The sequence below is a fragment of the Streptosporangium sp. NPDC001681 genome (assembly GCF_040298085.1).
Lineage (GTDB): Bacteria > Actinomycetota > Actinomycetes > Streptosporangiales > Streptosporangiaceae > Streptosporangium.
Genome location: NZ_JBEOZN010000029.1, coordinates 20,686 through 33,206 on the forward strand (window position 1 = coordinate 20,686; position 12,521 = coordinate 33,206).

15 protein-coding genes are annotated in these 12,521 nt (G+C 66.6%); 10 read left to right on the forward strand and 5 right to left on the reverse strand.

Translation table 11 applies throughout. From position 1 onward, the window contains the following. The first annotated feature begins 66 nt into the window (after nucleotides 1–66). Nucleotides 67–2,481, forward strand: coding sequence for an FdhF/YdeP family oxidoreductase (locus tag ABT130_RS15855; protein WP_350956086.1), 2,415 nt, complete (start codon nucleotides 67–69; stop codon nucleotides 2,479–2,481). A gap of 150 nt (nucleotides 2,482–2,631) precedes the next feature. Here the strand turns inward: ABT130_RS15855 and ABT130_RS15860 are convergent, their stop codons facing one another. After that, on the reverse strand, nucleotides 2,632–3,087 hold the full coding sequence (locus ABT130_RS15860; RefSeq protein ID WP_350956088.1) for a hypothetical protein: 456 nt from the start codon (nucleotides 3,085–3,087) through the stop codon (nucleotides 2,632–2,634). 345 nt (nucleotides 3,088–3,432) lie between these two features. On the opposite strand from ABT130_RS15860, the gene ABT130_RS15865 reads away from it, so the two are divergent. The 3 genes from ABT130_RS15865 to ABT130_RS15875 all read left to right on the forward strand — a co-directional run bounded on the left by ABT130_RS15865 (nucleotide 3,433) and on the right by ABT130_RS15875 (nucleotide 5,583). Beyond that, nucleotides 3,433–3,900 (forward strand): hypothetical protein, encoded by a 468-nt coding sequence (locus tag ABT130_RS15865; protein WP_350956090.1) that lies wholly within the window; start codon nucleotides 3,433–3,435, stop codon nucleotides 3,898–3,900. A gap of 474 nt (nucleotides 3,901–4,374) precedes the next feature. Then, nucleotides 4,375–4,551 (forward strand): hypothetical protein, encoded by a 177-nt coding sequence (locus tag ABT130_RS15870; protein ID WP_350956092.1) that lies wholly within the window; start codon nucleotides 4,375–4,377, stop codon nucleotides 4,549–4,551. A gap of 39 nt (nucleotides 4,552–4,590) precedes the next feature. Beyond that, entirely contained in the window at nucleotides 4,591–5,583 is a 993-nt protein-coding gene (locus tag ABT130_RS15875) for a DUF5937 family protein (RefSeq protein ID WP_350956094.1), read from the forward strand. A gap of 4 nt (nucleotides 5,584–5,587) precedes the next feature. Here the strand turns inward: ABT130_RS15875 and ABT130_RS15880 are convergent, their stop codons facing one another. Next, the gene (locus ABT130_RS15880) at nucleotides 5,588–5,980 is read right to left on the reverse strand and encodes a RidA family protein (protein WP_350956096.1); all 393 of its coding nucleotides are present in this window, start codon (nucleotides 5,978–5,980) and stop codon (nucleotides 5,588–5,590) included. 931 nt (nucleotides 5,981–6,911) lie between these two features. Here ABT130_RS15880 and ABT130_RS15885 point away from each other — a divergent pair. Continuing rightward, nucleotides 6,912–7,295 (forward strand): DUF1801 domain-containing protein, encoded by a 384-nt coding sequence (locus ABT130_RS15885; RefSeq protein ID WP_350956098.1) that lies wholly within the window; start codon nucleotides 6,912–6,914, stop codon nucleotides 7,293–7,295. Between the two features lie 4 nt (nucleotides 7,296–7,299). Continuing rightward, nucleotides 7,300–8,070 (forward strand): RibD family protein, encoded by a 771-nt coding sequence (locus ABT130_RS15890; protein WP_350956100.1) that lies wholly within the window; start codon nucleotides 7,300–7,302, stop codon nucleotides 8,068–8,070. 200 nt (nucleotides 8,071–8,270) lie between these two features. Here ABT130_RS15890 and ABT130_RS15895 read toward each other — a convergent pair whose 3' ends face one another. Both ABT130_RS15895 and ABT130_RS15900 read right to left on the reverse strand, forming a co-directional pair. Beyond that, on the reverse strand, nucleotides 8,271–8,471 hold the full coding sequence (locus ABT130_RS15895; protein ID WP_350956102.1) for a DUF397 domain-containing protein: 201 nt from the start codon (nucleotides 8,469–8,471) through the stop codon (nucleotides 8,271–8,273). Nucleotides 8,472–8,487: 16 nt separating this feature from the next. Next, on the reverse strand, nucleotides 8,488–8,979 hold the full coding sequence (locus ABT130_RS15900; protein WP_350956159.1) for a DUF5753 domain-containing protein: 492 nt from the start codon (nucleotides 8,977–8,979) through the stop codon (nucleotides 8,488–8,490). A 2-nt stretch (nucleotides 8,980–8,981) separates the two neighbouring features. Here ABT130_RS15900 and ABT130_RS15905 point away from each other — a divergent pair, with 2 nt between their 5' ends. From ABT130_RS15905 to ABT130_RS15920, 4 genes are all read left to right on the forward strand, one after another. Next, nucleotides 8,982–9,248 (forward strand): hypothetical protein, encoded by a 267-nt coding sequence (locus ABT130_RS15905; protein WP_350956104.1) that lies wholly within the window; start codon nucleotides 8,982–8,984, stop codon nucleotides 9,246–9,248. Further along, complete coding sequence (locus ABT130_RS15910; RefSeq protein WP_350956106.1) at nucleotides 9,245–9,655, forward strand: ATP-binding protein; 411 nt, start codon at nucleotides 9,245–9,247, stop codon at nucleotides 9,653–9,655. The genes ABT130_RS15905 and ABT130_RS15910 overlap by 4 nt, the downstream gene beginning before the upstream one ends. A gap of 105 nt (nucleotides 9,656–9,760) precedes the next feature. Then, the gene (locus ABT130_RS15915; RefSeq protein ID WP_350956108.1) at nucleotides 9,761–10,297 is read left to right on the forward strand and encodes an RNA polymerase sigma factor; all 537 of its coding nucleotides are present in this window, start codon (nucleotides 9,761–9,763) and stop codon (nucleotides 10,295–10,297) included. After that, a complete protein-coding gene (locus tag ABT130_RS15920) occupies nucleotides 10,297–11,436 on the forward strand; it encodes a hypothetical protein (RefSeq protein ID WP_350956110.1) in 1,140 nt (379 codons plus the stop codon). The genes ABT130_RS15915 and ABT130_RS15920 overlap by 1 nt, the downstream gene beginning before the upstream one ends. A gap of 74 nt (nucleotides 11,437–11,510) precedes the next feature. Here the strand turns inward: ABT130_RS15920 and ABT130_RS15925 are convergent, their stop codons facing one another. Continuing rightward, the gene (locus ABT130_RS15925) at nucleotides 11,511–12,377 is read right to left on the reverse strand and encodes an SRPBCC family protein (RefSeq protein WP_350956111.1); all 867 of its coding nucleotides are present in this window, start codon (nucleotides 12,375–12,377) and stop codon (nucleotides 11,511–11,513) included. Between the last annotated feature and the right edge of the window lie 144 nt (nucleotides 12,378–12,521).

A 12,521-nucleotide genomic window follows, 5' to 3' on the forward strand; every position in this document is an offset into this window, starting at 1 on the left:
ACCGGGAATATCGCGGCATGTGCACGCATGTCGGGTTCGACTGCGCCACCCCGGGGGGGACCACTCATGGCCGACGACATTCTTGCCTCAGGAGAGAACTTCGGACAGGGGATGCCGGGGGTTCCGGCGCGGGGGCGCGGACCCAACACCGGCGCGCCCTTCTCCAGGCGTGACTACCGGCACCCGGCGGCGGGCTGGGGCGCGGCGCTCAGCGTCGGGAAGGTGCTGGCCAAGACGCGGGAGCCGGTCGAGGGGACTCGGGCGATCTTCCGGATGAACCACGAGAACCACGGTTTCGACTGCCCGGGATGCGCGTGGCCGGACGACAGGAAGGGCCTGCGCCTGGACATCTGCGAGAACGGCATCAAGCACGTCACCTGGGAGATGACCTCCAAGCGCGTGGGGCGCCGGTTCTTCGACGAGCACACCGTCACCGAGCTGTCCGGCTGGAGCGACTTCGCGCTGGAGGACCAGGGCAGGCTGACCGAGCCGATGGTCTACGACCCGGACTCCGACAAGTACCGGCCGATCTCCTGGCCGGACGCGTTCGAGCTGGTCGGCTCGACGCTCAGGAAGCTGAGCAGCCCGGACCAGGCGTCGTTCTACACCTCCGGGCGGCTGAGCAACGAGGCCACGTTCCTCTACCAGCTCTGGGTCCGCGAGTTCGGCACCAACAACCTGCCGGACTGCTCGAACATGTGCCACGAGGCCAGTGGCCGGGCGCTGAAGGCCGCCCTGGGCACCGGCAAGGGCACCGTCGACCTGGACGACTGGGGCAAGGCCGATGCGATCTTCCTTCTCGCCTCCAACGCGGCCTCCAACGCGCCGCGCATGCTGACCGCGCTGGTCGAGGCGTACCAGCGCGGCGCCCAGATCGTGCACATCAACCCGCTGATCGAGGCGGCGGCCGGAAAGACGATCGTGCCGCACGACCTCCTCTCGATGGGCACCTTCCACGCCACCAGGACCGGCACGCTCAACGTGCAGCCGAGGATCGGCGGCGACCTGGCGCTGCTGCGCGGGGTCGCGAAGGCCGTGTTCGAGGCGGCGGAGACCGACCCGAAGGCCATCGACCAGGGGTTCATCGACAACCACACACACGGCTTCGAGGAGTACCGGCGGGCGTGCGCCGAGGCCGGCTGGCCGCAACTGGAGCGCCAGTCGGGCGTGGACGAGGCGAGGATCCGCGAGCTGGCCGACGTCTACCTGCGTTCCAGGCGCACCATCATCAGCTGGTGTCTGGGCATCACCCAGCAGGAACACGGCGTCGACACCGTGCGAGAGATCGCCAACCTGTTGCTGCTCCGGGGCAACGTGGGCCGGGAGGGCGCGGGTCCGTGCCCCATTCGCGGGCACAGCAACGTCCAGGGCAACCGCACTTGCGGGGTCGACTCCCATCCGAGCGAGCGGCTGCTCTCCCGGCTGGCCGAGGTGTGCGGCATCGACCCGCCGCGGGCCTGGGGCCTGGACACCGTCGGCACCATCGAGGCGATGCGCCGCGGCGACGTCAAGGTGTTCGTGAGCATGGGCGGCAACTTCGCGCTGGCCACGCCCGACACCCCGCACACCTTCCAGGCGCTGCGCAACTGCGAGCTGACCGTGCAGGTCAGCACCAAGCTCAACCGCAGCCACCTGGTGCACGGCGAGAAGGCGCTGATCCTGCCCTGCCTCGGCCGTACCGAGAAGGACTGGCAGCGCCGCAGGCTGCAGGGGGTCACGGTCGAGGACTCGATGAGCATGGTGCACCTGTCGATCGGCATGCGGAACCCGGCCTCCCGGCAACTGCTCTCCGAACCGGCGATCATCGCGGGGATGGCGCGGGCGACCCTGCCGGACAGCGCCACGCCCTGGCAGGAGTACGTCGACGACTACGACCGCATCCGCGACACCATGGCCCAGGTCCTCGACGGGTTCGAGGACTTCAACCGCCGGGTCCGGATGCCGCTGGGCTTCCGGATCCGCCAGCCGGCCCGCGAGCGGGTCTTCCTCACCGAGTCCGGGCGAGCGGAGTTCTCCACCGCCCCGGTTCCGAACGTCATACCGGAGGCGGGCCGCCTGACGCTGGGCACGGTGCGCTCCCACGACCAGTGGAACACCACCGTCTACTCCGACGACGACCGCTACCGGGGCGTCGAGAACCTGCGCACCCTGGTGCTGATGAACCGCGACGACATGCGGGACCGGGGCCTGGCCGAGGCCGACCTCGTCGACATCACCAGCATCGCCAGGGACGGCAGCAGGCGGAGCGTCTACGGCTACCGGGCCTTCGGCTACGACATTCCGCGCGGCAGCGCGATCGGTTACATGCCCGAGCTGAACGTGCTCTGCGCGCTCACTGACTTCAGCCCGCAGAGCGGGCAGCCACTGGCCAAACACCTCACCGTCGAGATCACCCCGATGGCGGGACGCGCGGCCCGCGGCGCGGAGCAGGCCGGGGTGACCGGGGTGGCCGGGCGAGGTGGAGGCGCCGTGCGTGGCTGAGTGGACGCCGTCAGGTGACGGCGGGCACCGAGTGGAGCGGACGGGACGGCCGGACGGGGCGGCCCCCTTTCAAAGCTGAACCGCCACCTGCGGCGGGTGCGGCGAGCCTAACGGCACGCCTGAGCTTGCCGTTCAAAAAGGAGCGGAGCGCTAATCGGCCTGGCGGACGCTCGCTCTGGGGGAGAACAGCAGGATCGCCCCCGCGACATAGAGGAGCCAGGCCGTGTTGACCAGGGAGGAGGTCATATACGAGTACAAGTACACATACAGTGTGAGGTATCCACATTTGTGGTTTCCCGCCATAGATAATACCAGAATGCCGTGGGCGATATGAGGCCCACCGCTATGACGGTCCGCGCCCTCGCGACCCCGCCATACCAGGGCAGCCAGGGTCAGCGTGATCAGGCCGGCCATGGCATAAAGCCACGGGAAGGTCTGAGTACTGCTCAGTGCCAGCGTCTCCCAATGGGAGCTATTGCCGCTTTTCTTCTCCCTTTCCAGGTCTATCGCAAGGACGGGCAGGAGGGCAAGGCTGACCGTCGCGACCACCGGTTCGCACAGGGAGGTTGTCCACAGGCACATGACAGCGCGTCTCGGAATCTGCATCCGTTCCCCTTCACCACTGTTTCTTCTCGCGATCCGTGCGTGGAGGAACCCGCTTGTGAGGCGCTTATGGATCACTGGGGCGGCCGGAAACAACGTCTCGCGATGCTCGGCCAGGAACGCGAACGCGCTGCCCGCGGGGGTCGGCTCTCGGCAGGTGGCCCACACATCCGGACCGACCGGCTCTCCAGCCCATCCACCTTGCATAACACCCGCTCTGACCCCGCCATCGTTCGAGGCGAAGCCAGATTCCAATGTCTTCAGTGGCCTCCTAGCCTTCTACAAGCCCCCTCCAAGAGGGCCGTGGAAATCTCGTCCTGATTGATCGGGCAAAAATAGGGAGAAACCATGATAACGCGTTCCACGTCCGGTTCTTTTCTCGCAGCAGTGGGCCTTCTCGGGTCGCTGATCTTCACCAGCGCGACTCCCGCGAACGCCGCGGTCGATGCCCGCATCAGCCTTTCCCTGTTTGTCCAGGATGTGGATGAGGAAGGGACCTGGAGCAACGGCGACGAGGTCTTTATCAACGTTATGCACAATGGGGGCACTCAGCGTTACGCTCCGATTTCGGGCACGATCGACGTCAACGAATCCGACGAGGGCAAGCAGGTCAACATCCCGTCGTCGAACCTTCTTAAATTCCCGGTGGGTCAGAAGGTGACGATCCAGGTATGGGAGGAGGACACCGCCGGGAATGACCTCCTCGCCGAGGCCAGAGACGTCGTCGTCGGGTGCAACAGCCCGTTCATGGGACTGACCAAAACCGAGGACGTGAAGTACTATAACTACTGGTTCAAGGGTAGCTTCTACTGCTAGTGTCCTGTACCGGAAATTCGCCCGAATATTCGGTATTATCTGGGATGCTGTTGACCAGCTGCTTTGAGCTGGGATAGGTCCTCTACTGTGCCAACGAATTTCCGACGCGGGACATTGGTGCCGCATTTCTGAATGCGGGGCGGAGGTCCCCGTCGGCCTGGGGCGATGATGGTCCCAGGGGGTTTTCATGCCGAGGTTACGGTATGCGCGTCCGCCACTGGACGCAGACGAGGAACGCAAGATCCGCAGGTCGGCCGGAGCGTGGCACCCCCCGGCTGATCGGATCAGACGGGCGCAGAAGATCGCATTGAGCCGGCAGGGCCTGCGGACCAGCGCGATCACCGCCAGGCCGGGCTGTCACATGGGGCAAGAGTCCTCACGATGCCGCCTTACGATCGGGCCGTGCAGCCCAGACCGGGCGGATCTTGGCGACTTGGCTGTCCGGTCTGGTGTCGATGATCCTCCCGGTGTGGAGTGAGCATCCGCGACACCATGGCCCAGGTCCTCGACGGGTTCGAGGACTTCAACCGCCGGGTCCGGATGCCGCTGGGCTTCCGGATCCGCCAGCCGGCCCGCGAGCGGGTCTTCCTCACCGAGTCCGGGCGCGCCGAGTTCTCCGCCGCCCCGGTTCCGACCAAGCCAGATAGCTGAATATCCATGTAGGAAGAGGACGTCGCTAGCCTTGGGCGTATGCCGCGCCTGGTGTTCTCCGACTCGGATCTGGGCCGTGTCCGATTCGCCATCCTGCCCTTTCAGGAAACGCTGAAGGCGGCGCGTGGTCTCGGACTGCCGAAACCGCCGCCCGGCCTGGCCGCGTGGCGTCATGCCAGTCGTGCGGCGTTGCCTGCGGTGGCTCGGCCGGTGGTGACACTGTGCTCGGCGCACACCCGGCATCTGCCGGACTTTCTGACGCCGCAGCCTTCTGCTGACTCGATGTCGTTCGAGGACGAACTCCACGCGGCGCTTGACGACCCATCAGTACCGGTGCAACAGGACACTGCCGCGTTCGCCGGCATGCTGGAGACCATTCCGGTGGTCGTCGACACGCTACTGCACCATCCCGACCGCGGTCGGCGAACGTTAAGGCACGCTTTCACGGCGTTCCACCAAGCGGTGCTGGCCACCGATTGGCCACGGCTGCACGTCCAGTTGGCGGCGGATGTGGCCTATCGTGCACGGCTCGCGGCACGGCACGGTGTGGACGCCATGCTCGCCACTTTGTGCCCTCCGCATGTGCGTTGGAAGTATCCGTATCTGGGATTCGACGGGCCGGGCGCGCCCGATTTCGCTCTCGGCGGCCGCGGGCTGGTTTTGGTACCGAGCATGTTCCTGACCGATGGTGTGCACCGGCAGCTCAACGACCGGCAGCAGCCGATGCTCTTCTATCCGGCGCGCACGGCCGGGGCGTTCTGGCGTGACAACGGTGGGCGCAACTGGCCGGATGGGCGTTTGGCCGGGGCGATCGGTGAGCGCCGGGCGGCGGTGTTGCGGGCTCTTGCCGATCGCTCCGGCTGCGGCACCACGGACCTTGCCGCGGTGTTGGGCGTCACGCCGGCAACCGCCTCGACACATGTGGCGAATCTGCGACGTGCCGGGCTGGTCGTCACCACCCGGGTGGCACGAACGGCTCGGCACGAGCTGACTCCGCTGGGCCGGCACCTGCTGGACACGCACATCGGGTAATCGGTCACTCGACGGCGATCGCCTCAATTTCCAGCAGCCATTCTTCGGAATAGATGTCGGTGATGATGATGGTAAGAGCAGGACGGTGGTCTCCGAGAATCTCTTGGCGGATGCGGCCGTTGGCTTCCCGGTACATGCGGTCGGAGAGGTACGTCGTGACCTTGGCGAGGTTTCGTACGCCCATGCCGGCCTCGGCCAGTACGGCGAGGACGTTGTGCCACGTCAAACGGCACTGGGAGTCGAAGTCTTCGGGAACCGCGCCCTGCCTGGCCCAGGGGACCTGGCCGCTGACGAACACGGTGCGGCGGGCATCGGCCACCAAGGTGCCATGCGTGTAGTTGCCCGTCGCGTCCGGGAGCGTCGCGGGATTGATGGGCTGTGTCAGGGAGATTTCCATGGCGGCGACGATAGGTACGCGGCCACCCGGGTCGCAAATACTTCGAGGATTCATCAAATCGTTCGGGGGGGGGGGGGCTCCCAGGTGACTTGTAAGCATCCACGCCCAAAAGACGATCACACCTCGCGACCATTCCGCACCGGAATGCGCGGGGCGTGAATTCTTGCCTCCCGGTGCCGGTGATTCTCCCGGTGTGGGGTGAGCATCCGCGCCGGCGGATGACTTTTAGGGCTGTCCGGTTTTCACAGCCCCAGGCGGAGGGTGTGGGTCAAATCCAGCCAGGAAAGTATAAATTCATGAGAAGTGTCGCGGCGAAAAAATGAAGTCGCTGCTTAGCGACGCTCCACTGGTAGTCGAGCAGGATCTGAATGACGAAATAAAAAATTCGCACACATTTAAGATCGTAACGGGATCCAGCGGGACTAAATTCGTTGGCCTGGGTGATAGAAGGTATTGGGGCGGGGGAACGGCTCTTGGGGCGGCCGACCGGAGTGCGGCCGTTTTCGTTGTCGCCGAAGGGCTACAAGAATGCTTGATGGAGGTCCTTTGGGTGCTCTGGCCCGAGTGCCCTGAACATCCTTTTGGACTTCACCTGCGGGCCGATGCCGAAGGTCGTGCAGTGTGGTTATGCAAGAGCGAAGGCTCGCACATCGTTGCTCCGGTAGGCCAGTTGAAAACTGTAAAACAAGGAGGTGAATCCAATGGTGATAATTAAGCAAAGCTCTTCGCTGAGGTGATCTCGGCGACTTTCATTTCAGGTAGCCGTGTTCGAAATGGGTGAGAACGAGCGCGGCTTTGACGATGTCGCCGATTCTGCTGGGGCCGGCGGTCATGCACTGGAGGGTGCGCCAGCGTTGTGTGAGCAGCTACGGATGTTGCCCACTGCTGTGGGTGAGGCAGGACTGTCGGTGGCGGGTGCGAAGATGAGCGCATGGTTACGGCAGTGGGTGGTCAGGGGCCGGGCGTTCAGAGTTGGCTGGACGGTTTTGATACGCGTGTCCGTGGCCAGGTGGAGGAGCTCTCCGAGCTGGTTCAGGGGGCCGACCCCGGGCTGGAACAGTCGATCAAATGGGGGCGGCTGACCTTCACCGTCGCAGGAAACTGGCATCACTGGCTGTGCGGCATCGCGGTGACAAAGAAGGGTGTGAAGCTGGTCTTCCACAAGGGGGCGTTGCTGGAGGACCCGCAGCAGATCCTGCTCGGTTCCGGACGCTATCTCCGGGAGGTGCCGTCCGAGGCTGCGATGCGGCATGCCGGGGCGGTCGTCGGCATCGTGCGCAGTTCGATCGCGCATCAGACCGACATGCTGGACTGACCGTATGGACGTGTCGGGGGGAAGACGTCCACGTGTCATCGCGCACAACTCCAGTTCGGTGGACGGGCGGATCACGCTATCGCCGGGTGTGCTACTGATGATCGACGAGCGCTGGCCGGTCTTCACCGGTTCGGGATACGCCGACGTCAAGCGACGCCATCATCCGCAGGCCATCCTCGAAGGCAGCGGATCGTTCGTCAGCGATGACCATGTCGTTGAGGAGCTGCCGCCACCGACGGAGCCGACGGATGCACTGCAGCGGCACTACCTGCCGGACCACATCACGGCCCTGACCACGGGCGGTTGGCTAGTCGTGCCGGACAGCCGCGGTCGGGTCCGCTGGACCTACAAGCAGTTTCCAGGGCCGAGCTGGGCGGGGTGGCACCTCCTTGTGCTGGTGGCGGCGGCCACGCCTACGGCTTACCTGTCGTTCCTGCGGCGCGAGGGCATCCCCTATCTGTTGGTCGGCGATCAACGCGTCGATCTGTCGGTAGCGCTGGAGGAGCTTCGGGACCGGCTCGGGGTCCGGACCGTGGTCTCCAACGGTGGGGGGCGTTTGAACGGTGCGCTGCTGCGTGCTGGGCTGCTGGACGAGATCGAGATCGAAGTGGTTCCGATCGCCGTCGGCGGAACGACGACTCCAGCCCTGTTCACCGCCGCTGATCTGACACCGGATACTTCTGCGACGTCGTTACGCCTGCTGGCGGTCGAGCGACGGTCTCGCGACCGGGTGCTCTTGCGTTACGAGGTGATCAATGGCGACTCTGATCTGTGAGTTCAGCCCTCCCACTCACGCCCGGGTCGCTTCTACCGCATTGCGGTGGCATTCCACATAGCGGCTGCCGACGTCCGGGCCGACGTCGAATCGAGCGACCGCGACCGTGCGGGCCAGACCGGGCGGATCTTGGCTACTTCGCTGTCCGGTCCTGGTGATTCTCCCGATGCGGGGTGAGCATCCGTGCCGGCGGATGATTTTCAGAGCTGTCCGGTTTTCACGGCCCCCAGAAAGGCCGCGAACACGGCGCGGTCGAACACAAGAGCTGGGCCGTTGGGATTCTTGCTGTCACGCACGGCGACGTCCTTGCCTAGGAAGGCGACCTGTACGCACTGGCCGCTTGAGCCGCTAAGGCTGCTGGTGTGCCACTCGGCATGGGAAAGATCGGGCTCCTTGCCCACCCTGTGTTTCCTCTCGTCACGTGTCCGCGAGTATGCGAGTGATGAGATCACGGCTCTCGTCCGGGCTGCTCGCCATGGTCCGGAGCTTCTCGAACACTCGGTTGTACCGCGTCACGTCACTCTCGCTCTCCAGGAACAAGTCTCTTACGCTCGCCTCAATGTAGACAACATCATGCACATCCTCGGCGAACTGGAGGATGACGAACGAGCCCTGCATTCCTGGGTGCACACCGGCCGCGAAAGGGATCACCTGCAACGTCACATGAGCCTGCTCGCTCTCGTCAAGCAGGCGCCGCAACTGCTCGCGCATTATCTCGGGACTGCCGACACGGCGGCGCAGCGCCGCCTCATCGATGATCGCCTCGATGGTCAGTGGCGAATCTCGTTCGGCCTGGCGAGCCATGCGGGCCGCCACCCGAGTTTCGATCTCCTCTGTCGGCAGTTCGAGTGCGCCTCCGGGAATCGCCGCGCGAGCATACGCCGCGGTCTGCAGCAGTCCGGGAACAATCGATGACGGTGTCGTCTTCGCATGAGCAGTACCTTCACCTGGTGCGGTTGGCGTGGGGTCTCCGCCAGCTGGAGGTGGGGGTCAGGATCGAACTTCCGGCCTTCCAGGAGCCGTACGTGGCGGTGCGGCGCGAGTCGGGGCCGCTTCGGGTGCTCGCCCTGCTCCGGGGCAGGAAATGGATCTTCGCCTGGGGTCGGGGCCGTCATCAGTGGATCGCGGCCTTCGACGAGGACGCGGTGCGGCGCATCCACGAGATGGTGGCGCGGTGACGGCCGGGCTGCTGGGGACGATCACGCTGCCGGGGACGGAGTGCTCGGTGCCGGTGGCGCGTCACTGCGTCGGCGCGGTGCTGGCGGCGGCGGGGTGTGTGCCGGTGGACGATGTGCTGCTGGTGGTGACCGAGCTGGTCGGGAATGCGGTCAGGCACACCGCCTCGGGCAGCTGTGACGGCACCCTGACCCTGCACGTCCTGGACGCCGGGCGGCGGCTGATCCGCATCGAGGTGGTCGACTCCGGTGCGGCGACGTTCCCCGAGCCGCGCGAGCCGGATCCGGAGAGCTTCGGCGGGCGCGGCCTCTGGCTGGTCGACCGGTGTTCGGTCAGATGGGGAGTGTGCGAGCTCGACGGCGGCCGCCGCGCGGTATGGGCGCTGATGCCCGCGCCGGAAGGCCGGTAGCGCGCTCCGAAAAAGAACGGCGGGCGGGTGAGAAAAGCAGGGAAGGGTGGGGTGGCCGCCGGGCAAGAAGGGGTGTCCTGTCCTTCCGGCAAGGGAGTCCCTTGCATGATCGCTGTTTCTGAGGTGGCCTCGGTGGTCGACCGGGAGCGGTTCGCCGCCGTCTTCGACGCCCACTACGAGGAGATCCGCCGCTACATCGGGCGGCGGCTCGACCTCGATGTCGCCGAGGACCTGGCCGCCGAGACCTTCCTGATCGCCTTCCACCGGCGTGGCCGGTTCGACGCGGCCAGGGGCGGGGTCCGGCCCTGGCTGTACGGCATCGCCACCAACCTGATCGGCCGCCATCGCCGGGCGGAGATCCGCCGCTATCGGGCGCTGGCCAGGACCGGGCCGCCTCCCGACGACGACGGCCATGATCAGCGAGTCGCCGAGCGGGTCACGGCGGGGGTGACGGTCGGCCGGTTGTCAGGGGCGCTGGCCCGGCTGTCCAAGGGTGAGCGGGACGTGGTGCTGCTCATCGCGTACGGCGGGCTGACCTACGAGGAGGTCGCCGAGGCGCTCGGGGTCGCCTACGGCACGGTGGCCTCCCGGCTCAGCCGGGCCAGGACCAGGCTGCGCGACACGCTGGGAGTGGAGGTCTGATGAAGGAGTTCAAGCTCATCGACGAGGTGATGCCGGATGCGCCGCTCGCCGATCCCGCGAGGACGGCGGAGATCAGAGCCAGGGTGCTGAACGGCGGCCGGCGGCCCCGGCGGAGGTCCACGGCACGCTTCGGAGTGCGGCTCGGGTGGGTGATCACGGCGGTGGCCACGGCGGCGGTCGTCGTGACGGTGACGGTGTTGCCACGGCTGGGGGCGACCACCGTCTCTCCGGCCGTGGGTCCGAGGGCGGATCTGGAGATCGCGGCGGACCTGATGGCAGGGCGGACCGAACCCGAGAGTGGCCGTTACTGGCGGACGGTGACGGAGGTCACCCGTCGCCTGAAGATCGACAAGAGCTACTTCGTGGATGAACGTGACCGCCGGACCAGGTGGCTGAGCGGCACTGACCTGCCCAAGGTCGCAGAGCGTCGGCTCATCGGCATAAAACCGGTGACAGCGGCTGATCTGGCCAAATGGAAGCGCGCGGGTTCGCGGGAGCTCTGCGAGGGCGGTACGGACTGTGCGGGCGGCTTCCTGCGGCCGGGTCAGACGGAGTATGTGCCGTCTTCGGGGCAGAAGGCGAAATACCTCCGCGGCGGCCTGCTCGGGGCCGACCTGAACATGCTGGAGTTCATGAGGCTGCCGGACGATCCGGTGGCGCTCAGGTCGGAGCTGCTCGGCTCATGGTCCGCCTTCCCGGCCATAACGATAGGGGCGGGAGAGAAGCCGGTCACGGGAGAGGAACCGGTCATGACCAGGGATGAATGGCTCTGGGCGGTGGGCACCGGCATCCTGGACGAGGCGCCGATCTCCCCGGCTGTGCGGGCCGCGCTCTATCGCATGCTGGCGGATGTTCCCGGTGCCCGCGTCCTCGGTGACGGGCGGACGGTGACGGTGGCCAGGGCGTTCCAGAACGGTTTCGTCGACAGTCACGTGGTGATCGACCGGGCCACGGGAGAACTGTCGGCCATCCGGAGCGTGCTGCTGAAGCCGGATCCGCAGCAGAAGGGCTCGCTGACCGACTTCAGGGGGCTGCCGCAGAAGTCGGTCGTATTCGAGGTCGTGTTCCTGGCGATGGGCTGGACCGACGAGGCCCCCGTGCTCCCCGAAGGCTGCGAGCGGCGGAGGTGTGTCCGTTAGCGTTCTCACCGGAGGTCGTTCGACGGGAGGGTGAGGGCGACGTGCGCTTCCCGTCGAACGATCAAACCGGATACTCAGCGGCGGCGCAGGGCGCGGCTGACCAGCCAGGCGATCAGGGTGACGGCCGCCAGGGCGGCGACCAGTGGGGCGATGCGTTTGAGCAGCGGCAGGCCCGCCACCTCCAGGAGGTTCATGGCCTCCTCGTCGGGGCTGAGCGAGGTGCGTGAGGTGCCCGCCGGGTGGCTCTGGCGGGACCCGGACTTCTCGTCGACGACGAGGCCGGGCGGTGTCGGCACCGCGCTGAGATGCCGCCCGGACGCGCCCGCTCCTGCCCCGCTCAGCTCCTCCCAGCCTGCCGGGGTCGCGGGACCGGGGCCCGAGGCCGCCGAGACCACCGGAACCTCGTCGTCCGGGCCGGGCTGGGAGGGAGCACTCCAGCCGCCCACGCCCGGCGTCTCGGAAGGTGTCTCGGCGGCGGTTTCCACGCCGGGGCTCTCGCCCAGCAGCAGGGAGAGGTTGGCCGCGAACCTGTCGATCAGCTTCTCGCCGACCTCGGACATCACCCCCCGGCCGAACTGGGCCGGGCGGCCGGTCACGTTGAAGGAGGTGTCGACGGTGACCCTGGTGTGCCGCCCCTCGGGGTGCAGGCGCGCGACGACCGTGGCACCGGCGGTGCCCGAGCCCCTGGCTTCCTTGCCGGCGGCCTTGATGGTCATGGAGTGGGTATCCTCGTCCACCTTCTCGAAGGAGGCCCGGCCCCGGTAGGTCACCGTGATCGGCCCGACCTTGACCTTCATCCTGCCGGTGAAGGAGTCCTCTTCGACCTGTTCCACGGTGGCACCGGGCAGGCAGGGGCCGATCCGCTCGACGTCGAGTAGCACCGGCCACGCCTGCTCGACCGGCACGGGAACCGTGAACTCGTGCTCGAACCGCATCGCCATCGATCCGCTCCTTGTCGGTCGGTCGCTGTTGCGACATTACGACTACACGGGGGCGTATTACCAGTATGCCGCCACGGGGCCGGTTGACCGCCACACGTCGGTACGTGTCGGTCGGCGTCCGTTCCCCCTGCCCCTCCGGACGGG